Source organism: Halodesulfovibrio aestuarii DSM 17919 = ATCC 29578, from assembly GCF_000384815.1.
Classification (GTDB): Bacteria; Desulfobacterota; Desulfovibrionia; order Desulfovibrionales; family Desulfovibrionaceae; genus Halodesulfovibrio; species Halodesulfovibrio aestuarii.
Window position 1 is genome coordinate 130,026 of sequence record NZ_ARQF01000018.1, and the last position, 21,563, is coordinate 151,588.

Here is a 21,563-nt window from a genome sequence, read left to right on the forward strand (position 1 = left end):
TGCTGCTGGATTTGAGGAGGTTGATGTGGAATTACATGAAGGGGCTTCGAATGAAGACAGGAAGCCTATCAAAGGCATCTTTTCCACACAGGAAGTGAAGCAGGTTGATACCGGAACTGGTGTTCGTAAGTCTGTGCAGAAAACCTTCTGGTTTGTGGAAGAGGTGGATGGAAAAGTTGAAGTTCAACCTCTAAACTCGAACTATATCCCAGCTGGTAAAAAACGCTTTATAACCGTTGAAGATGTTATTCGTCGTTTTCAGCCGGAACCTGAATTTTATGTAAGTACAGTGTTTCCGAAAATGCAGGAGCTTGCCGATACTGTTGATCGTGCAGACGCACATAGAAGTAGCGGCGAGAATTTTACTGCAGAATTTGAATACGGCAACGCGCTTCAGGTCGATGAAGAAAACGTGCGTGCCAACTTTGGCCTTGGTCTTACCTATCTTGACCGTGGTGAAACCAGCAAAGCTAATAATATCTTCGAGCGCCTTGTTAAATTGGATGCTGCTTTTGAAACAAAGCATAAACATTTGTTCAATGAATTCGGCATTAGTCTTCGCAAGAATAAAATGACAAAACAGGCTCTTGAATATTATGACAGAGCTCTTGAGTTGTCCGGTGGTGATGATCATCTGTTCTACAATATTGCCCGTGCGCATTTTGAAAAGAAAGACTACGCAAAGTGTGTGGACTTTCTTTTGAAAGCTGTTAACAGCAATCCCGATTTCGAAGTAGTTCTAAAGTTTTTTGTATGGCTGCTTGATAAGGGACTAGTGCCCGAAGCGCGTCTTAGTGAGGTGCGCACCGTAGTGCGTTCTGCAGAGATTGTGGCTAATAGGAAAGAAGCAGTTGCTGAGGCCGTAGGCGATGGCATCCAGCTTGAGCAGCGCAGCGCAGATGAAAGCACCCCTGTTGTTGAAAAAGTTATCGATGATGACGATGACGACCTGCTTTTGCAGTAGCATTCACCTATTGTACAGTTAAGTGTTAGTATTATATGGCAGGGGATTACATGCGTAATTCCCTGCTTTTACTGTTTTTGAACAGATATTTTTTGGTACCGTACAGGAGTTGTTTTGGCTAAAAATTGGGTACAACGAGAAGGCAAAAGCGCACCTTCCGAGTTAGCTGGATGGGCTGAAGAGCTTGAAATTTCAAAGACACTTATTGACATCCTTTGGCAGCGCGGATTGCACTCTCCTGAAGAGATGCAGCAGTATCTTTCTCCTGGGCTTAAATATCTTGAGCCGCTCAGTAAATGGCCGGGATTAGAAGAGAGCGCTTCTGTACTTGCCGAAGCTCTTCTTGCCGGTAAAAAAATGGCCGTGTGGGGAGACTATGATGTTGATGGTGTCACTTCCTCGGCCGTGGTCACGCAGCTTATACAAGAACATGGATATGAGATTGTCCAGCACCTTCCAAACCGCATGGAGGAAGGGTACGGCCTTAATGAGGTCTGGATTGAACGTCTCGCAAATGAAGGTGTCCAATTACTACTCACCGTCGACTGCGGTATCACAGATTTTGCCCCGATTGCGAAAGCTCGAGAACTCGGCATGACTGTTGTAATCTCCGATCATCATCTACCGGCTGAAACTTTGCCGGATGCACACGCTGTCTGCAACCCGAAACTTGGTGAATGCCCTTGTCCGCACCTCGCCGGTGTCGGAGTTGCATTTTTTCTAATGTGCGCCCTTAATGTTCGTCTTGCTGCAGCTACCGGTAAAAAGGCAGATGTGAAAGAACTACTCGACTTGGTAGCACTTGGAACCATTGCAGACGTGGTCAGCCTTTCCGGTCAGAATAGAGTACTCGTAAAAAACGGGCTGCTTAAGATTAAAGAAGCTCGACGTCCCGGTATCGCGGCATTGAAAGAAGTTTCCGGCTATGCAGCCGGTGGTGCTGTGGAGGCTGGTCAGGTAGCTTTTGGACTGGCGCCGCGTATTAATGCTGCCGGACGTATGGGCAAGGCTGATATTGCTCTTGAAATGCTGCTTACTGATGACTATGAACGTTCCCGCCAGCTCGCACGTGAACTGGATGTGATGAATGAAGAGCGTAAAAATGAAGAAGAGCGTATTCTGGACGCTGCCATGAAACAGGCAGAGGCTCAGTCAGACCAAATGGGACTCGTTCTCTACGGTGATGACTGGCACTCCGGTGTTATCGGCATCGTGGCTTCACGTGTGGTTGAAAGGTTTTATAAACCGACGCTGATTCTTTGCAGCGACGGGGAGAAAGTGAAAGGGTCTGGGCGGTCTATCAGCGAATTTCATCTGCATGAAGGATTGTGCCGTTGTAAGGATCTATTACTTGGTTTCGGTGGGCATAGGTTGGCTGCAGGCATGTCTCTTGAAAAAGAGAATCTTGAAGAGTTACGAACCCGCTTCAACGAGGTTGTTATTGAGGCGGTCGGTGATAAGCCGTTAACTGCTACATTAAAATTCGATGCGCCAATGGGCTTTAATCTTGCGGCGGACTTTACGTTTTTGAAAGAACTGGAGTTATTGCAGCCATTCGGCATGGGGAACAGCGAGCCTGTGTTTAAGTCGCCTGTCCTTTTGCTAAAATCCCGTCGTATCTTCGCGCGTAAACACCTGAAGCTGGAGTTGCTTGATATGGATTCCGGTATTACTTTGCATGCTAAGGCATGGAGAATGGTAGATGATATTCTGCCATCTATGGAGGGAAGAAAGCTGAGGCTTGCTTACTCTCCGCGGATTGACCGGTATAATGGCAGCGCCAGTGTTGATTTGAAAATAAAAGATTGGGAATTTTTGCCGTAGATGTAAAAATACCCTGACGCCATTGGTGTCAGGGTATTTTTTCGCATAGAGAAGTGAATCTCGAATGTGGGTTGTCTTATGCGTTAGTATCGTTGTGCAGATGCATAAGGCTATGCAAACGGATTGAAACCGTTGGATGCAGGTTTTACTTCATATGGTGTCGTATTACCTTTCTGAATTTCTTCAAGAGCTTCAGCAAGTCTGTCAGGGCAGGATGTATTTTTAGTGCCGCAAAGGGTACCTTTAAGAAGGGGAATAATGTCTTGGACGGCTTTGCCTTCAAGTAGTTTACTTATTGCGGAAAGGGAGCCTGGACAGCCTTTTATAAATTTTACATCGTGGATGACGCCATCAGTAACGTCGAACAGAATCTGCTTGGCGCAGACGCCGGTTGGAACAAAAGAATACATTAGCAGCTCCTTATTTTTGCTCGACGGTTATAAGAGTACTGCGGCACCCTTGTAAAGGGTGTTTTGCAATAGTAATTATTTTTGATAACGCGCAGTGAAGGTATATAAATATGGATAATAATCCTTTTAAGAATTTGAATAAAAAGAGTTTTCCTGACGCAGATGCCCCAAAAAGAAAACAGGCTAAGCATAAGAAGACTATGGCTCAGGATGAAGAATTATTTTCTGTACCTTCTGATGATGACGACTTGTTTTCACAAGCCATGTCCAGCGTTTCTTCTCTAAGTGGCGGACAGGGAAAGGTAAAAAAACGTACACATTCAAGTGACGTTACTATGCGTATGGGTGAAGTGAAAGGTTTTGCGAACGTGTCCAAAAAGAAAGATAAAAAGCTAGCTGCCAAAGAGCGGTCCAAAAAAGCCGTCGGTTCTGCAAAAACAAAAGTTGAGATTCCGGAAGAAGAAGCATTTGCAGCTGCCATGATGGGGGTGCATGAATTGAACAGCAGGGGAAGAGACGTTGTTCCGGATGTAAAGGTGGATGCGAAGAAAAGCTCTGCAGCGGAAGACCCGGTAAAAGCTTTGCAGGAGTTACTGGAAGGTGAAGTAGAATTTATGCTTGAATATACCGACGAGTATATTCAGGGACATGTTCAAGGGTTGGATCCCATGGTTCTGGGAAAGTTGCGTGCAGGACAATATAGTCCGGAAGGGCATCTCGACATGCATGGAATGGTTGCACAGGAAGCACATGAAGCGTTGGTGCATTTTTTACGTGCAGCATATAATAAGGGAAAGCGTACTGTATTGTTGATTCCCGGGCGGGGAAAAAATTCACCTGAAGGGTATGCTGTACTACGTGAACGAATTCAGGAATGGCTTACCCGTGAGCCCTTTAAGCGTGTAGTTCTTGCTTTCTGTACCGCGCAAAATAAGGACGGTGGTGCTGGTGCGCTATACGTCTTATTGAGGAAATATAAAAAGAGCCGTGGTAAAATCCAATGGAAGCGGAACGATGTGACCATTGATTATTAGAAATTCGGCAATGCGGTGGGATTCCCCGCACCTATGAGGCCTTTTCTCCCATATCAATTGATGGGTTCCAGATAACGAAGGGCGTGTTGGCAGTACGTTTACATGCGTACATTGCATGGTCTGCTTTAGATAGGAGGTCGTCCGCGTTTGTGCCATGCTCGGGACAAATTGAAACCCCCATTGAAGCCGTCATTCTCGTCGTTGTTGAATCATGAAAGTCTATTTGACGGGCAATATGGTAGGCAATACGCATTAGTGTTGCCTGCAGGTCTTCTAAAGAATGAACTCCACTGAGCAACAGCAGGAATTCATCACCACCGGGACGTGCTACAAGGTCTACTTCACGCAAAATGTGTTTAAGACGTTTTGCAACTTTTTTGAGAATTTCATCACCGAAATCGTGTCCACGAGAGTCGTTAATCTCCTTAAATTTGTTTAAGTCGATAAAGACGAGTGAAAATGGAACCTGACTGCGGTTTTGCAACTCGATAGAATGGGCAAGCTGCATTTTGAACTGACGTCGGTTTGCGACTCCTGTCAGCCCATCGTGCATAGCCATATGTTGAATCCGTCGTTCTTGTTCTTTTTTATCTGTTATGTCTTCAAGAATGAGTACGTAGCGCGAGAGAACCTCGTGTTCCAATACCTGTGAGACAGAGAGAGAAAGCCAGCGTTTTGTGTTGTCTTTTCGCGTTGCAAAAATATCGTCACGCCATTCTGGGGTTGCCAACAGTGTTTTCCATGAAAAAGCGGCATGTTCTGATAACTCTTCCAGAAAAGGAACTTTGTTTCCGTGAAGTTCCTCTGCTGTATAGCCGGTAATTTGCGTAAATCGAGTATTTACGTATTCAACGTTCCCATCAATAGAAAGGATAGCTGTTCCCGCCGGACTCTGTTCAAGGGCTTGGGAATACAGATGGATTTCGTGCTGAGCCGCATGTAGGTCAGAATAATCACGTACCGCAATAATGACAGTGCGTTTTCCGGAAATAGAAACGGAGCGCATGGAAACAAGTGCGAAGAAGTTTTTACCATATTTACATTCAGAAATCGCCTGAAGATTGTTTACAGCCTTTCCAGTACGCAGGGCATTAGCGAACTCGTTGGCATCGTTACTATTTGCCCATGAGAAAACAGCACTGACGGCATGATTGTAGACATCCTGCCATTTGTAATCCAACAGTTGTAAAAAGCTTTCGTTGACATCTGTCACAAGGCCGGATTCTAAATCTGCAAGAAGCATGGGATCCGGGGTTGCATGAAATGTTGTTTCAAATTTGCTGGTTGAGTTTGGGAGAGACTGAACGTGTTTCAACCGCATGGTTTGCAACTCCAGACGTGACGAGAGTGAGTTACGTTCAACATCCACCAACCGCAGATGCAACTGTGCGTTTGCTGATTGAGCTGCACTGAGTTCTTCACTCTGTTTGCGTATGATTTCTTGGAGTTTGCCTTTTTGACGAGTAGCGTGGGTACTGAAAAAGAAGATGGCACTTCCTAGAAACAGTGGAAGAAAAAAGTGGACAACAGAAGTTGCCGTGAACCATTGGTTAACGGCAAAGTGATACCCTATCGCGCAGCATGTGGCGATGATGAAGAAGAGAGCCGGTCTACTTTTCCCTACAAAAGTAGACGGCGATAATTTGCCCATAATCGAGTATCCCCCCGCCGATTATTTGGGTTATTTCCTATCTTTATGAAATACTAGCATATTATCCCAGAGCGGGGAATAGGTGTTAGTCTAATTCTACATAATTTTATTATACTCATTGGGTTGGATAGCGTGAGTTTTTCACCTTTTCGTGCAATTCGTTAGAAATTGCATGAATAAGTGAAAGTGGAATTTTGTAAAAAAAAGTTTCGGAAAAAAGAGTCCCGTCGTCTTTACTCCAGCTTTTACCCGTAAAAACATGTTCAAGAGCAGCGACCTCGGCATCGTTGGCTTGTGATATGCCCGTCCGTAACGTTTTTTCCCTCACAAGAATAAGTAAATCCTCAAGTAGGCAGAATATATCATCTTCTTCAATTTTTTGTTTGCTTAAAAGTAGTTCAAAGTGCTGCGTGAAATATTTTTGGGAATGGCATAACTGCGAATATACAGCATGCTGTTCTTCGATTGTTTTAAGGAGGATGGCGCATTTTTCTGCATTTTCTTTTTGTTCTAAAAAGGGATAGGAACGAAGGTGCTGCATGAGAGAATGGATTTTACTGCGTATTGTTGCAGACGAAAACATGATGGCTCCTGTATAGAATTGTTACTATAGAAAATCCGATAAATCGTACTTGAAAATGAGTCAATCTTTTTCCTAACTTTCCTACTAGTTGCGGTGGTGGCCGCAAAGAATTTTACTCTATGATGAAGCATATTTTATTTTTGTTATTAGTAGCTGCTTGTTTACTCTCTGGCTGTTCTGGCGGCGTTGTTAAGGCCAATGTGTCATCCAACCCGACAGGTGTTTCCGGAAAACTGAATCGTGAGGCCGAACTTGCATATGCAAAAGCTCATGTCTTGTGGAAAAATGGTGTGTGCGAAAACCCTGCAAAAGCAGCTGGTTTACTTCGTGAAGCTCTTCGACTTGAGCCGGAGTATGGTGAGGCTTGGTTACGACGTGGGCGTTTATTGATCCAATTTGCCGAATATGAAGCCGCAGTTCGGGACCTTGATAAGGCTGTGCGGTATTACCCGAAAAGCATCTCTTATGCTTATAGAGGGTACGCAGAGTTTGGTCTGGGGAACTACTTGGGAGCCCAAAAAAATTATGACATGGCACTGGATTTAGATTCTGCCAATGGCACTGCCTGGAATTTCCTAGGTGAGCTTCTAATAGCCGAACTAAAAGTTGATGAAGGGTGCGAAGCTTTGGCTGAAGGGGCAGAACTTGGGTTTAACGCTCCATATGATGATGCCCTCGCTAGTGGTGTCTGCGTACAAAATTAAACAGTAGTTTGCTCCATGCGATGTGAATTGTTTTTATGTTGTCGTTGGATTTTTACTATGATCTGTCCGAACGGGCTCGATAGCCGCTTTTGCGGTTTTTGTTTTTAATAGCAGGGTGGTTTAGTTTTATAACTAACAATACATAAAAGTGTAGAGCGTCTTCGGCAACGATGGCGCTCTTTTTTTTTGTGTGAACACGCACGGGTAAGAGTGTGTCAATTAATGGTGCGTATCTGTAAGAGCGTTGCATCATCCTTGTTTCATAGCGCTAACACTCTTCTTTGTATTTTAGTGGGGTATTGTTGAAGAAAAACAAGGAGATTATATGGGGCGAAATAGTGCTCTATGTGTTGTTCTTGTGTTGATTGCCGCAGTGGTAATTGATGCAGGAGTATTTAGCGGCGTTAGTGCCTGTCTTGAACCTTTTAAGCAATTTACCGGTTCGTTGTCGAAAGGCCGTCCAGTACAGCAGCAGGTTGTTGTGAAGGTAGGGCGTTTCGATAAGCGTGTTGTACCCCTGCAGGAAGTTTTGTCAGATAGTAAAGAAGATTTGTGGGGAGCACGTAACTAATGGCCTCTGAAAGAAATTCAGTTGAACGCGAGAGGGTAACTGTTGCAAGAGGAGAAAAAAGAACAGGCATGAAAAAGGCGACAAATGAATCCAGAAAACTTTCTGCCAAGCAACAGCATTTTATTGATGAATATGTTATCGATTTTAATGGACGTCTTGCTGCTTGCAGGGCGGGCTACGCGGAAAGGGCTGCATTGACAACGGCAGGTCGACTGCTTGCTATGCCTGAAGTTGCTGATGGCATTCAAAAACGTCTACAGGAGCTTTCAGAACGTGGGCAGGTGACGCGGGATGCCGTGGTTCGAGAATTGGCTGCGGTAGGTTTTGCCAGCTTGAGAGATGTCTGTGCTTGGGATGACGGCCATCTTACACTTGTTAGTTCACAAGACTTGAGTAACGCACAGGCCGCATCCATTGCAGAGATTTCAGAGACTGTTACAACCCGGGGAGGAACAGTTCGAGTAAAACAGCATTCAAAATTAAAGGCTCTTGAGATGCTTGCAAAGCATGTCGGGCTTTATGATTCGCCTGAAGTAGAGCAAGATGGGAAGAGTTTAGAAGAATTGTCACCAGTATTGAAAAAGCGACTTGAAGCTATTTATGGAATAATTACGGATGAAGCAAAGACTGGGGGATGATGTAAGGTCTGAGAGGTGGTGAGAACTGGATTTGTGAAATGTGGTTATTATTTAAACCAATTTTTATCAGATAGAGTAAAACTAGATTAAAGGATTTTACAAATGGTTTGGTAAACAAAAAATATCGACTAGCCTGTGTCTGCTTCTTGACTAGGTTAGTCGTTTTTTTTGCGTAGCTATTGCTCTTTTGTCGGTAAAAGTTCTTTTATGCTAAATGATTAAGAAAATAATCTTTGTTGAAGAAAATATTTTTGTATATTGTTTACCACATGCGATAAAAAAGTTTTATGCAATATGGGTGCCTGAAATAGAATTTTCTATTTACCCCTTTATATTTATTTTAAAATGTGTATAAGAAAGGGTTCCTGCATTGAAGATATTTTCTGCCGTCTTTGTGATAACTATTGTTACATGTTGTGTGTGGCATTACAGTAAATTGCAGCGGTACTGGTTTTAAAGAAAAAATGTAACGAAGGCGTGGGGGTATGATTACTGGTACGCACTTCTTTTTTTTGACTCTAAGAGCGTATTTGACGCGGAATTATTTTATTTTTTCTTTTAAAACAGCGTAGATAGCGTTTTTTTCTGTTTAATGCAGCTACTATTTTTTAATGTATACACTCCCTTCTCTTTTTATCGAAATCTTGTTTATTACACACTATATTGATTGATGACTCATTCAATATAGTGTGTAATGCTATTAGTTATATATTTCACAACCCTGCGTAACTCAGAACCAGCACAGGGTTCCAAGGCTTGGAGAAAAATTCACAGCGGAAAAATATCATTTTATCACCTAAAAATGCATATTTTTTGACAAAATTGTTGTGGGTTGTTATGTGAGAAGAATATACCCAAAGCCCTGTAAAATTAGGTTTTGAGGTCGGTTTTCGAGAAAGGAGAGGGAATTATTTGTAGGATTTTTATAGAAAGTCATCCATAGGAGGATTTCGAATGAAAAGATTTATGCGCGTTTTAGTCTTCGGGTTGGTTGCTTCTTTGTTGATGGCATCTGCCGCACTGGCAGATACTATTAAAATCGGCTTGCAGGCACCGCTCACGGGCAAATATGCATCTGAAGGTCTTGATATGAAGAATCTTGTTGAGATTCTTGCTGCTAAAATTAATGCCGATGGTGGTGTTAACGGTAAGCAGATTGAAATTATTGCTGAAGACGATGCATTTGACCCTAAAACAGCAGCTCTTGCCGCACAGCGTCTTATTACTTCCGATGTGGTGGGCGTTATTGGTACCTATGGCTCTTCTATTACTGAAGCAGCGCAGGATATTTATGATGAAGAAGATGTTATTCAGATTGCAACTGGTTCTACCATGGTGCGTTTGACTGAGAAAGGTCTTGCCAACTTCTTCCGTACTTGTCCTCGTGACGATTCCCAAGGCGCAGCCGCAGCGCAGGTTTTGAAAGATCGCGGATACAAACGTATTGCTATCCTGCATGATAACTCTTCCTATGCGAAGGGCTTGGCAGACGAAACTCGTAAACTTCTTGACGAAAAAAGTGTTGTTTTTTTTGATGCACTCAACCCGGGTGAACAGGACTACAATACTATTCTTACCAAAATTAAAGGCTTCAACCCGGATGTAATTTTCTATACTGGTTACTTTAATGAAGCAGGCTTGTTGCTTCGCCAGAAAAAAGAAATGAAATGGGATGTTGCAATGATGGGCGGCGATGCTACCAACAACCTTGACCTTGTTAAGATTGCAGGTAACGATGCGGCTAAAGGCTTCTTTTTCGTGAGCCCTCCGGGTGTTAACGATCTTACTTCTCCTTTTGCTAAAGATATTCTGGATAAGTACAAGGCTGAGTTCAATGCCTTGCCTGCTTCTATCTGGTCTGTATTTGCCGGCGATGCGTTCCTCGCACTCGTGGAAGCAATTCGTCAGACAGATTCTACTGATCCAGAAGTCCTTTCCGATTATTTACGTAACAAAATGGAAAACTACCCGGGGCTTACCGGCACTATCGCTTTTGATAAAAAAGGTGACCGTTCCGGCAAGTTCTATCGCCTTAGCGAGGTTAATGCTAATGGCGAATTCGTGATGTTACCGTAGGCTCGGCTTCTTTTTTCCAGAGCACAGCACGGCAAGGGGGCTGTGCTCTGGATTTTACCGTTTTTTTCTCAACGGGATTTCCATATGGAAGAATTTTTTCAGCAGCTAACAAATGGTTTGGCGGTTGGCGGTATTTATGCCCTCATCGCACTTGGTTACACCATGGTATATGGTGTATTAAAATTGATTAACTTTGCACATGGTGACCTGTTCACTATTGGTGCCTTTTTAGGACTTACGCTGCTTACATCGCTAGGCCTTACTGACTCTGTCGGACCAGTTGCAGGGTTGTTGGTACTGGCAGTGATGGTTGTAATTCTTGTTGGTGTAGTTGGCTTTCTGCTTGAGCGAGTTGCCTACCGCCCGCTTAGAACGTCACCGCGTCTTTCAGCAGTTGTAAGTGCCCTCGGTGCATCCATCTTTTTCCAGAATGCAATCATGCTTATCTGGGGCGCCCGCCCGCTCGTGTACCCGCATGGCCTGTTGCCTAATATCACTGTGGATGTTTTCGGTGTGGAACTTCCTTTAATCCGCATCATTATGTTCGCGATTTCTGTCGTGCTCATGTGTGGTCTATATTATCTGACACACAAAACACGCATTGGTACTGCAATTCGTGCTGCTGCCATTGATCAGGGTGCAGCAAAACTTATGGGGATTGATGTAAACCGCGTAATCAGTCTTGTATTTATGATCGGCCCTGCTCTTGGCGGTGCAGCTGGTGTTATGGTTGGTCTGTACTATGGTCAGATTAACTTTACGATGGGTTGGCTGTACGGTCTTAAAGCGTTTACTGCTGCGATTCTTGGCGGCATTGGTAACATTCCGGGTGCGATGCTCGGCGGCTTGATTCTTGGTGTTGTTGAGTCCCTTGGAGCAGCATACATCTCCATTGCATGGAAAGATGCCATCTCCTTCCTTGTTCTCATTCTCATTTTGATCGTCCGTCCTACCGGACTATTGGGCGAAAGGGTGGCTGACAAGGTATGATCATTAAAAAGCAAGACATACTGTACCTCGCCGGAGCTGCGTTATTTGCCTGTTCCCCTCTGGTGTTGGACGCATACTGGACTGATGTCCTCAACAATATCGGCCTGTATGCAATTCTCGCGCTTAGTTTGAATATTATTCTGGGGCAGTGTGGTTTGTTCCAGATGGGACATGCAGCGTTTTTTGCTGTCGGGGCATACTCTTCTGCAATTTTGAATACTATGTTCGATATCCCGTTGCTGTGGACCATGCCCGTAGCTGGTATTCTCGCAGGTCTTTTCGGCTTAATTGTAGCTCGGCCGATTATTCATCTTCGCGGTGATTATCTGCTGATCGTTACAATCGGTATTGTAGAAATTATTCGTATTGCTCTTATTAACGATGTCGGTGGATTAACTGGTGGTGCAAACGGCATCTTCGGTATTGACCGTCCAATATTGTTCGGTCTTAAGATTAAGCGCCCGCACCAGTTCTTTTATCTGATATGGGGCTTCTGTGCTGCAACCATTTTCCTTTTCCACAGACTGGAAAACTCACGTTTCGGCAGGGCTCTTAACTATATCAAAGATGATGATGTTGCGGCTGAAGGGTCCGGTATTGATATCTCCCGATATAAGCTCACAGCATTTGTTATCGGGGCGTTCTGGGCTGGAATGGTAGGAACTATCTTTGCCGGTAAAATGAAAATTATTTCTCCGGAATCATTCTCCTTCTGGGAATCTGTACTGCTGTTCACCATTGTTATTCTCGGTGGTATGGGATCAATTCGCGGGGTGTTGCTCGGAGCATTCCTTATTATAGGTCTGCCGGAACTTTTCCGTGATTTTGCGTCTGCCCGAATGTTAATTTTTGGTGCCGCAATGGTTGCAATGATGATTTTCCGCACACAGGGCCTGTTACCTCCGTTACCTCGAAGGTACGACGTTTCCCGCTTTTTCAGCAAAGCTGAAGGAGAACAGTCATGAGTCTTGTAGAGCTTAAAAATCTTACCAAAACTTTTGGTGGACTGCTTGCCGTTAATGACGTTTCTTTCAGTGTAGAAAAAGGTTCTATTGTAGGTCTTATCGGCCCTAACGGCGCTGGCAAGACCACTGTATTTAACCTGATTACCGGTAACTATATTCCAGATACCGGAGAAGCGATTTTCAACGGTAAAAATGTGGTTGGTATGCAGACCCACCGCATTGTTAACCTTGGTATCGCACGCACCTTTCAGACTATTCGTCTTTTTAAAAGCTTGAACGCGTTAGAGAACGTACTTTCCGGCTGCCATTGCCGTATGAAATCCGGTGTGTTTGCTTCCATGTTCCGCACTTCTGCCCAGCGTGCCGAAGAAAAGCATGTGCTTGAAAAAGCGATGGCAGAACTTGAGTTTGTTGGACTTAAAGATCAGTGGAATATTCAGGCTGATAGTCTTTCTTACGGAAACCAGCGTTTGCTGGAAATTGCCCGTGCATTGGCAACAGAGCCCAAGTTCATTATTCTTGATGAACCTGCTGGCGGCATGAACGATCAAGAAACGCAGGAGCTTATTGATATTATCAAGGCCATTCGTGATCGTGGTATTACTGTGCTTCTTATTGAACATGACATGAGTCTTGTAATGAAGATCTGTGAGCATCTCATTGTACTTGAATACGGTGCTGTTATCGCGGAAGGCGATCCGGAAACTATTAAAAATGATCCCCGGGTTATCGAAGCGTATCTCGGTGCTGACGATGATCTGCTGTAAGGGAGACCTGCCATATGCTACTTGAACTTCGTGATCTGCATGTAAAATACGGTAACGTTGAGGCCCTGCACGGCATCAATCTTACTGTTGACGAAGGTGAGATCGTCACCATCCTTGGTGCAAACGGGGCAGGAAAATCCACCACGTTGAATTCAATTTGTGGACTTGTAAAAGCGACCCAAGGTGAAATTCTTCTCGATGGGCAACCGATCCATTCTGTTCCGGCACATAATATCGTTAAACTGGGAATTTCTCAGTCTCCGGAAGGGCGTCGTGTATTTTCTACACTTACGGTAGAAGAAAATATGGATCTGGGCGCGTTTACCTTGAAAGATAAAGGGGTGATCGAGCGTAACCGGGAATGGATATATGACCTTTTCCCTCGCTTGCTTGAGCGACGAACCCAGTTGGCAGGTACGCTTTCCGGTGGAGAGCAGCAGATGCTTGCAATTGGTCGTGCTCTTATGTCCAATCCACGCTTATTGCTTCTGGACGAACCTTCTCTTGGTCTTGCACCTATTCTTGTAAAATCTATTTTTGAAACAATTCGCAAAATCAACAAACACGGTCTCACCGTGATTCTCGTTGAACAAAATGCACGTGCCGCACTAAAACTTGCTGATCGTGGCTACGTTATGGAAGTAGGGAATATTGTTCTTGCAGATGATGCTAAGACTCTACTGGCCAACCCTGAGATCCAGTCTGCTTACCTTGGTGGTAAGGGTCTGTAATTGTAGGTTCCACTGCAATAAAAAAAGCCGCGGTACAACGTACCGCGGCTTTTTTTATTTATACATTTCCACCATAATGTGGTGGTGGTCCATCATCTACTCCGCCATCGTCAAGTGCAGGGCTGAGCTGACGGAGACGCAAAATCATTGCTTCCATCTTCTTTTCTATTTCATCAATCTGGAACTGCTGACTGGTTAGTGCCTCATTAAGTTCAGTAATTGTTTTATCCTGAAAATAGAGCTGTTCTTCTAACTGGGTGATGCGTTCTTTAGTCTCTTTCATGCCTGCTCCTTTGCAAGGTTGCAGATGATATCAAATTCTTTTTTATCCACGGGCATTACAGAAAGACGGGAGCCTTTGCGTAATAATTCCATGTTTTCCAGTCCCGGAACCTGACGTAATTCTTTTAACGAAATGGCTCTCGGAAACTTCTCTACAAACTTAACATCTACCATAAACCAGCGGGGGTTTTCTTCTGTTGATTTAGGATCAAAATGACCGTCTTCCGGATCCCACGCTGTATGATCGGGATAACTTTCTCGTACAACTTCACATAGCCCGACAACTGAAGGGTTGGTGACACTGTGATAAAACAGCACCTTGTCGCCAAGTTTCATTTCGTCGCGCATGAAGTTACGTGCCTGATAATTACGAACACCGTCCCATGATGTTATTTGTTCCGGCTCATTTTCCAGAGTGTCGATGGAGTAGCAGCCAGGTTCAGATTTAACCAGCCAGTAGTTAGCCATAGTGAACTCCGTTTCTATTATGAAGACTGGTAGCAGTCCGAGTGTTAACTTTATTTCTATAACAGAAGATTATCTCAGTCTGTTTTTGAATACAAGTTGTAGCGAACGTTGCAAGGAGGACTGGCAATGGAGTATTTCGCAGTGTGGTAGAGCGTAGCATAGTTTGGGGGATGTCGTAACGGATTTCTTTTGTGAGTTCGTAGGCTCAAGTAATAAAATAGTTCTGTCGAAGGAATAGCATTCTTGTATAGTACGTTATTTTTATGAGTATTGCAGGTTGTGGGTATGAACATAATTCGTGACTATCTCTTGGTAATATCTCTTGAAATAAGGAAATAGTCTTTCATGGATGAATTTAGTTTGGTAATGTACCATACAAAGCTATTGAAAAGTACTGTTATGGGAGATGGACATGAAAACTCACCGCGCGTCATTGATGATGGGAATATTTTTGTTTGTAGTAGTGGCTTTATTACCAACATGGGCCTCTGCTCGAGCAATGCAAAAAGAACAAACGTTGTATGTTCCTGCCTATTCTTACATTTATCATGGGAATAAAGAGGCAAAAATCAAGCTGACAACAACTCTGAGTGTGCGAAATACAAGCCGGACAGAGAGTATCCGTATTGTCAGTGTAGACTATTATGATACTGATGGAAAATTGTTGCGTAGCTATGTAAAAGAACCAGTTGTTATGAAGCCACTTCAGTCTCTGCGTTACATTGTAAGCCTTGACGACGAGGAAGGCGGCTCAGGTGCAAATTTTGTTCTTAAATGGGAAGCTGATAAAGCGGTAGATGTGCCTATTATTGAGAGTATAATGCTTGGCACCGGCTCTTCATATGGCTTTTCATTTCTTACTCAAGGTGTACCTATCGAATAGCTATTCCTCCAGCCAATCTGTGAGCAGTGGCGGAGTGGACACATAGCGCATTGGTTTCCATTGGCATTGTGCTGTAAGTTCAATGCCGTGCTGAATAACGGATACAGGTCTGTCAGAAGAAACTACTATTGTAATAATGTTTTTGTGCATGGCAGTGAAACGTACTGCGGAGTTAAATCGTGCTCCACGTGCCCTATTTTCTCCGGGTACTGTTCGTCCATCCAGTAGGCAAGCAAAACCAAGCAGTGTTGAAGACTTGCTGATGTGTAATGCTCCATCAACTTTTGCAAGTGAACAAGCGATATCAATGTTCTCAGGCAGGCTCAAATCAAGTGGGGATTGCAGTATCTGTCCTGCAATATTTCGTGGAATAGTATTGAGATCCAGTACTAGGGTGCAACCGTGTTTACGTTCGCGAGCCTGTACTACAACACGTGTTGTATACTGAAAAATATTGTGCTGTTGTTCAGGTGTTAAGTTGGATTCGAGTAATGCTTCTTCCAGTTGAACAAGGTTTGGCTTGCGGTTTGTTGCAAGAAAGTTACCTGATGCGAAACTGCAAATGAGTTCGTCATCCAGTTTTACCATTCCGTGATTTCCTTCAAACATTACGAGGAGCGACCCTGGGGGAAGCTCGCCGGAAGCAATACCGGCAAGGGTACAACCGTCTGAAATAAGATAGCGCTCTGTATTTTCGACTGCCTGAAGTGTCTTCCTGCAATGACGGAGGTTTACGAGGAGAGGTTGCTCCATTCGCGGAAATGATGCTTGAAAATGGACGTGCTGCAGGAAGCGTGGTTCAACAAAAGCAATTTTTCCACGCGGCCATGCGCCTTCTTCTCGTGTGTTTGAGATACCTAGAATTGCATTAAGTGTAGGATAGATACGTAAATATGTATCCATTCCTAACGATTCACTTCTTTTGTCTATGATGTAATCACGGATGGCGTGTTGAGCGTACGCTTGTAGAACATAACTGGAAGTATCGTTGCGCAGACCGGCATCCTGACTGAAGTCGGCACACAGTTGTGTGGCTGCGTATTCCAGCCAGCGAAGGATAGGGCCTTTGGAGCAGATGTCTGGATGTTCTTCTGTGAACCACATCTGGAATGGAAGTGTTATGCAGGAGCCCCCATAGGATATCAGGCCAGAAAGTTGCGGATCCTCTACCGTATCGAATTCCTGCAGCAGATCACAGGAAACTGTTTCCTGAAAATTTGCAAAAAGATCTTTGAGACGCGGTTGGTGACCGTCGAGCAAATTTTGTGGATCAAGAATATAAAATGGTCCATCACATTCCAGACAGATGATCAGCGCCACGCGGCTGGGGCCGGCGAAGTGTGACAGACCATCACTCAACCCATCAAGAATATTGTAAATACTTCTTCTCCAATGTGAAGTGCCCATTGTCGTCATCTTGTTCTCCTCGCGGCAGAGGTTGGGGGAAGCCCAACACTATAAAAAACGAAATATTGCGCGTTAGCTTCTGATTAATTTGTAGCAACTTGCTATAATAGAAACATTACTGTTGATTGTCGAGGTATGTTCATAACTCAGTATAATACAAGAGAATCAGCCACAGGGTTGCTCTGTGTATAATATGTGGTAGCCTATCTGCATGTGTAAAAAGGAGCAAGAACAAGTGTCTATTTCAAGTGAGAACGTTCTTGTTTTACAAGTAAATATAATTGTAAGAGTAGTACAAAATTTCTCAACTATAGTATAAATATACTTGGGCGTAGCAATTGTATTTGTATATGTTCTTATATCTTAGGCTAAGAATGAACAGTATCTTCAGGAAAACAAGTATGGCTAAAAAACGGGTGAGGGGAAAAGTTCTCCCCTTTCATACGCAACAGAATGCTTTCAGCACCGTAGATGACTCGACAAGCGTAACATGTGACGAGTCTTCTGTTGATGCGCCAGACTTTTCTGTTGGGCAAAATATCCAGTCGGAATGTACAGGCAATGCAGACCAAGTGCAGCTTGAAGTTACGGTTGATCTTGATCCGTGGTCTGATGAGGCATGGCAGGCGTCGCTAAGCGGTGTTGAAAGTGACCTCGTAACGGAGCTATTTGGAACTGAAAAGTCTGTACCATCTTCTAATGAAGTAACTATTGAGGAAATGCAGTGGCTGCTGAAAAGTTCTTCTGTAGATGCTGATTGCAGTGATGGTTTTGGTGCGTCTTCCGACTCCGGTTATATTTTGGGGTTACCGACTAAACAGCTTGCAGATGCACAAAAAAACGGGACACTGACTCACTTGATTGAGTATCGCTACCGCAAGTCGATGCAATTTCCTGTACTTGATAAGGTTTTGAATAAATTTGCTGCTGAGGCTTCTAAACGCTTACGGAAGATTGCAGGGCAGTCTTGTCAGGTAAGAGCCATACGTTCTGCCCGTGCTCCATTTGATGTATGGCTGCGAATGGATCATCCTGTTGCAACCACCTTTTCTATGTTCCCGCTGGATGGCGTGAGTGTGTTTGGAATGGAACGTGATGTTGCGGCAGGGCTAGCCCACGCGATTTTTTCAGGAGGGGAGCAGGAGCTCGTCCCGCAGTTGCTTCGTAGGCTGGCTGCGCTGAAAAAGAAGAATAAAAATATCTCACGCTGTCCTATAGCAAGTAGTGTGGTGCGGCATGTACTTCATCTCTTATTGCTTGATATGGAGTGGGCGTTGGCTCCGTATTATGAAGTCGAGTCTATGCATAGCAAAGCGGATGAGCCAGCTTTATACAGTAAACATTTCTGGCTGGATGAACCCTGTATTGTATGTGAACTGTCCGTAAGTATAGACAGCACTGAAGGCAGTGAAGGCTCTGGTATTAGCGGAACAATGATGATGGTTTTTCCTGAGAAAATGTTGGAAGAGCTTCTTCCGATTCTTACAGGAAAACAGTCGGTTCTTGTGCCGGAGTTTACAGAAATTGATGCTTCAGCCCAAGAGCACCTTTTGCATTTAGACAATGACGCGTTACGATCTGAGTTGGAGACTCAGCATCCGTTGTCTGCGGCAGTTATTTTGTCTCAATTGTCTGAAGACAGAAGGCTTACGATTGTTGAGAAGATGAGCAAAAACAAGCAGAAAGCAATAGAAAGGCGAGCAGGACATAGAGCGGGAATTGAAAATGTTTTGTCTGAACAACAGCAGTTTGTTGCTTCGGTACTAGCGCTTGGTGAAAACCATGCCGCACAGGTGCTCAGCAGCTTTTCTCCAGAAGCCGCAGCCGGCTTTTTACGGGAGGCAGGCAAATTGCCGTCGTTGTATTCGGAGCAAGTAAACGCGCTGTTGAAAAGTCGGAACAGTTCGATTGTCAGTGCCGGTGCACTGGTTGTGGATAGTGCGCTTGTCCGAAGGTTGATGATACGGGCAATTGCAGCAAAAGATATGGCGCAGGTTGTAGCTTTATGCCGCAACGACAGAGTGCATATGCCGTTTGCATTAATTTTGTCAGTGCCTGTGGAAGACCTTGTTGCAGTGCTCCGTAACGAACCTGTATCAATCCAGTCTGCAGTTATTTGTCAACTTCTGGGAACAGACAGAGACTATACCGCAAAAGTATTTGAAGTCTTTTCTCCGGAAGAACGACAGGAGATTGCGAAGCAGTTGGCGTATGAAAAACGTATTGAACCCGAGTTTGTGACACTTTTAGAGAATTATTTTATTGCACAGCTTTCAAAACGTAGTGACAACGAGGCATTAAGTATTCCGGAGCAGGAGCAGTGGGCAGTTTCCGGTACTGTTGAATGGCTGTTAGAAAATTTTTCTCTTGAGTAGATCCATAATTATTGCTTGTTACTATGGACAGACATTACGGGTTGCGTAGTGCTATTGATTTTTAAAAAGCTAAGGTCGACTCGCAGAATTTTTGCGAATCGACCTTAGCTTTTTCATTTCTATACAGAGTTTTTATCGGGAGATAAAAGTTCTGAGTGGGGAGAGCTCTCCAATACTGTAAATCAGCTTTTGTTTACTGAGAACGGGGATGCCTTGCCTTGGCCTGATTGAGGATCGCGCTGAGATTGACGACTACGTTTCTTGCTGTCGCGTTCGGAAAATCTACTGGAGCCGCGCTTGCCGGAATCATGCTTGTTGTTCGTTTGCTTAGCATTAGTTTGTTTTGCAGTATATGCGCTGCGCTTTCCTCGCGATGCTTTGGAATTCTTGTGTCCAACGCTCGGTATCAGGATGTGGTGCTGTCGGAGACGTTCAGCATCGGAGCGAGCGACAAAAATTTCGTCTCCTTTTTCATCTATGCGAGCATAGTAGGATGCTGTTGCCACCGTGCCTGGTGTCGGGATGAAACACTGGACTTGCTGTGGCTGCCAGCCACGGGCGCGAAGCCAGTTGCCTAGTTCGTGCATGTGGTTGTCGGTACAGCCCGGGAACGCACTCATGAGATACGGGATCACATATTGTTCTTTTCCGGCTTGTTCAGAGTATTGTTTGAATGCGTTCAGAAATTTTTCAAAGGAAGCAAGACCCGGCTTCCGCATGCGGTTCAGCACGCCATCGCAAATGTGTTCGGGTGCTACTTTGAGCTGACCACCGGTAAATTCCATGGTGTATGCACGAAGGGCAGTTTCTTCTTTTTGTGCGAGATCGTAGCGGACCCCGCTGGCAACACGAACGTTTTTGATTCCCTTAATTTTTTGGATATCGCGCAGCAGCATAATGCCTTCTGCCTGATTTACTGTAAATTGCGGGCACACTTTGGGATACATGCAGCTTTGGCGCTTACATTTTTCAGGGCTAACCTTACAGTATGCTTGCCACATGTTAGCGGAAGGGCCTCCCACGTCGCTTATAGATCCGTTGAATCGTTTGTTGCGGGTGAGGGCTTCAACTTCTCTCATGATGGATTCTTTACTTCGTGAGGCAATTCTTCTGCCCTGATGCAGTGCAAGCGAACAAAATGAACAGCCTCCACCACAGCCCCGGTGCGTTGTGATGCTGGTTGTCATCATATCAACACACGGAATTTTTTCTTTGTAGGATGGATGCTGTGTTTTTGCGTATGGCAGGCCGTAGAGCTCGTCCATCTCTTCTTCAGACAGAGGCAGGGCTGGCGGAGCTAGAATAACCGCCCGCTTACCGACGGGCTGTATTGCCCATTCATCAGCTTTTTGAACATGGCGTTCAAGTGTAAGGGTGGCCGTCATGAGCTGTTTACCGTCAGCTTCTATATCTTCGTGTGATGGGAGCTCCACGATTTTTGCCTGTGGCGGAATATCCTCGCGGGTTCCCATGTAGGCGACTCCGCGCACCTCCTGCGCAATGTACGAAAACGGTGTGCCGGATGTCTCACCGTACTGGTCAAGAATATGGGCAAGGTGCAGCATAGCGTATTCACCCATGCCGTAAACGACACAGTCTGCTTTACTATCAAGAAGAATAGAGCGGCGCAGTTTGTCTGTCCAGAAATCGTAGTGCGTGATGCGTCGAAGTGAAGCTTCAATGCCGCCGATGACTACTGGAATATTGGGAAACGCACTGCGGACGAGGTTGGAATAAACAATCGTGGCACGGTTAGGCCTCGCACCGGCTTTTCCACCGGGGGTGTACGCATCGTCATGGCGTTTTTTCCTAAATGCAGTGTAGTGCGCCAACATGGAATCAATGGCTCCTGCGCTTACAGAAGCGAATAGACGCGGACGCCCCATTGCAAGAATGTCATCCGTTTTGTCCCAGCGAGGTTGGGCAATAATGCCTACGCGATAGCCGTGTGCTACAAGCCAGCGCCCTAGAAGGGAGGCTGCAAAGCTCGGGTGATCAACGTAAGAGTCGCCAGTGATGAAGAGTATATCAAGTTCATCCCAACCGAGTTCATCCATTTCCTTTTTGGACATAGGAAGAAATGCTGGTTGTTCAAGCGGTGCACGGCCGAGAACTTGACGCTCTGATTTTTGATTCCATGTTTTTGTCATGCGCGGAATATAAGGATTGCGCAGTGGTCTGGCAATAGACAATACCTGTCGGGAGAATTAATTCTTGAGCCAACGTTTCATGGAATTAAG

The 21,563-nt window shown here is 44.7% G+C and carries 20 protein-coding genes; 13 read left to right on the forward strand and 7 right to left on the reverse strand.

Going from position 1 to position 21,563, the window contains the following annotated elements; translation table 11 throughout:
- Positions 1 to 25 precede the first annotated feature (25 nt).
- Both F461_RS0103600 and recJ read left to right on the forward strand, forming a co-directional pair.
- Positions 26 to 964, forward strand: coding sequence for a tetratricopeptide repeat protein (locus F461_RS0103600; RefSeq protein ID WP_019999791.1), 939 nt, complete (start codon positions 26 to 28; stop codon positions 962 to 964).
- Between the two features lie 114 nt (positions 965 to 1,078).
- The gene (gene recJ, locus F461_RS0103605) at positions 1,079 to 2,788 is read left to right on the forward strand and encodes a single-stranded-DNA-specific exonuclease RecJ (RefSeq protein WP_019999792.1); all 1,710 of its coding nucleotides are present in this window, start codon (positions 1,079 to 1,081) and stop codon (positions 2,786 to 2,788) included.
- 110 nt (positions 2,789 to 2,898) lie between these two features.
- On the opposite strand, the gene F461_RS0103610 is transcribed toward recJ, so the two are convergent.
- Positions 2,899 to 3,198 carry a TIGR03905 family TSCPD domain-containing protein gene (locus F461_RS0103610; protein WP_019999793.1) on the reverse strand — a complete coding sequence of 100 codons (300 nt, stop codon included), beginning with the start codon at positions 3,196 to 3,198 and terminating at the stop codon, positions 2,899 to 2,901.
- Between the two features lie 110 nt (positions 3,199 to 3,308).
- Between F461_RS0103610 and F461_RS0103615 the strand changes: the two genes are divergently transcribed.
- On the forward strand, positions 3,309 to 4,232 hold the full coding sequence (locus tag F461_RS0103615; protein WP_019999794.1) for a Smr/MutS family protein: 924 nt from the start codon (positions 3,309 to 3,311) through the stop codon (positions 4,230 to 4,232).
- A gap of 31 nt (positions 4,233 to 4,263) precedes the next feature.
- Here the strand turns inward: F461_RS0103615 and F461_RS0103620 are convergent, their stop codons facing one another.
- Both F461_RS0103620 and F461_RS0103625 read right to left on the reverse strand, forming a co-directional pair.
- Positions 4,264 to 5,883, reverse strand: a complete 1,620-nt coding sequence (locus F461_RS0103620) for a diguanylate cyclase domain-containing protein (protein ID WP_019999795.1) — start codon at positions 5,881 to 5,883, stop codon at positions 4,264 to 4,266.
- 115 nt (positions 5,884 to 5,998) lie between these two features.
- Entirely contained in the window at positions 5,999 to 6,466 is a 468-nt protein-coding gene (locus F461_RS0103625; RefSeq protein ID WP_019999796.1) for a hypothetical protein, read from the reverse strand.
- Between the two features lie 119 nt (positions 6,467 to 6,585).
- On the opposite strand from F461_RS0103625, the gene F461_RS16995 reads away from it, so the two are divergent.
- The 8 genes from F461_RS16995 to F461_RS0103665 all read left to right on the forward strand — a co-directional run bounded on the left by F461_RS16995 (position 6,586) and on the right by F461_RS0103665 (position 13,908).
- Positions 6,586 to 7,170 carry a tetratricopeptide repeat protein gene (locus F461_RS16995; RefSeq protein WP_019999797.1) on the forward strand — a complete coding sequence of 195 codons (585 nt, stop codon included), beginning with the start codon at positions 6,586 to 6,588 and terminating at the stop codon, positions 7,168 to 7,170.
- A gap of 325 nt (positions 7,171 to 7,495) precedes the next feature.
- Positions 7,496 to 7,741, forward strand: a complete 246-nt coding sequence (locus F461_RS0103635) for a hypothetical protein (protein WP_019999798.1) — start codon at positions 7,496 to 7,498, stop codon at positions 7,739 to 7,741.
- Positions 7,742 to 7,809: 68 nt separating this feature from the next.
- The gene (locus tag F461_RS17000; protein WP_071410328.1) at positions 7,810 to 8,379 is read left to right on the forward strand and encodes a terminase small subunit; all 570 of its coding nucleotides are present in this window, start codon (positions 7,810 to 7,812) and stop codon (positions 8,377 to 8,379) included.
- 954 nt (positions 8,380 to 9,333) lie between these two features.
- Positions 9,334 to 10,455, forward strand: a complete 1,122-nt coding sequence (locus tag F461_RS0103645; RefSeq protein WP_019999800.1) for a branched-chain amino acid ABC transporter substrate-binding protein — start codon at positions 9,334 to 9,336, stop codon at positions 10,453 to 10,455.
- Between the two features lie 84 nt (positions 10,456 to 10,539).
- Positions 10,540 to 11,445, forward strand: coding sequence for a branched-chain amino acid ABC transporter permease (locus tag F461_RS0103650; RefSeq protein WP_019999801.1), 906 nt, complete (start codon positions 10,540 to 10,542; stop codon positions 11,443 to 11,445).
- Positions 11,442 to 12,410 (forward strand): branched-chain amino acid ABC transporter permease, encoded by a 969-nt coding sequence (locus tag F461_RS0103655; RefSeq protein WP_019999802.1) that lies wholly within the window; start codon positions 11,442 to 11,444, stop codon positions 12,408 to 12,410. The genes F461_RS0103650 and F461_RS0103655 overlap by 4 nt, the downstream gene beginning before the upstream one ends.
- Positions 12,407 to 13,177 (forward strand): ABC transporter ATP-binding protein, encoded by a 771-nt coding sequence (locus F461_RS0103660; RefSeq protein ID WP_019999803.1) that lies wholly within the window; start codon positions 12,407 to 12,409, stop codon positions 13,175 to 13,177. The genes F461_RS0103655 and F461_RS0103660 overlap by 4 nt, the downstream gene beginning before the upstream one ends.
- Before the next feature lie 14 nt (positions 13,178 to 13,191).
- Entirely contained in the window at positions 13,192 to 13,908 is a 717-nt protein-coding gene (locus F461_RS0103665) for an ABC transporter ATP-binding protein (protein ID WP_019999804.1), read from the forward strand.
- Positions 13,909 to 13,966: 58 nt separating this feature from the next.
- On the opposite strand, the gene F461_RS0103670 is transcribed toward F461_RS0103665, so the two are convergent.
- Positions 13,967 to 14,191 (reverse strand): SlyX family protein, encoded by a 225-nt coding sequence (locus F461_RS0103670; RefSeq protein ID WP_019999805.1) that lies wholly within the window; start codon positions 14,189 to 14,191, stop codon positions 13,967 to 13,969.
- Positions 14,188 to 14,658: an EVE domain-containing protein gene (locus tag F461_RS0103675; RefSeq protein WP_019999806.1), complete on the reverse strand. Its 471-nt coding sequence runs from the start codon at positions 14,656 to 14,658 to the stop codon at positions 14,188 to 14,190. Before F461_RS0103675 ends, F461_RS0103670 begins: the two co-directional genes overlap by 4 nt.
- A gap of 412 nt (positions 14,659 to 15,070) precedes the next feature.
- Here F461_RS0103675 and F461_RS0103680 point away from each other — a divergent pair, with 412 nt between their 5' ends.
- The gene (locus tag F461_RS0103680) at positions 15,071 to 15,541 is read left to right on the forward strand and encodes a DUF3124 domain-containing protein (RefSeq protein WP_019999807.1); all 471 of its coding nucleotides are present in this window, start codon (positions 15,071 to 15,073) and stop codon (positions 15,539 to 15,541) included.
- Here F461_RS0103680 and F461_RS0103685 read toward each other — a convergent pair whose 3' ends face one another.
- Positions 15,542 to 16,957, reverse strand: a complete 1,416-nt coding sequence (locus tag F461_RS0103685) for a DNA integrity scanning protein DisA nucleotide-binding domain protein (RefSeq protein WP_019999808.1) — start codon at positions 16,955 to 16,957, stop codon at positions 15,542 to 15,544.
- Between the two features lie 392 nt (positions 16,958 to 17,349).
- Between F461_RS0103685 and F461_RS0103690 the strand changes: the two genes are divergently transcribed.
- Positions 17,350 to 19,323, forward strand: coding sequence for a hypothetical protein (locus F461_RS0103690; protein WP_019999809.1), 1,974 nt, complete (start codon positions 17,350 to 17,352; stop codon positions 19,321 to 19,323).
- A gap of 182 nt (positions 19,324 to 19,505) precedes the next feature.
- Here F461_RS0103690 and F461_RS0103695 read toward each other — a convergent pair whose 3' ends face one another.
- Positions 19,506 to 21,473, reverse strand: coding sequence for a YgiQ family radical SAM protein (locus F461_RS0103695; RefSeq protein WP_019999810.1), 1,968 nt, complete (start codon positions 21,471 to 21,473; stop codon positions 19,506 to 19,508).
- Positions 21,474 to 21,563: the final 90 nt, after the last annotated feature.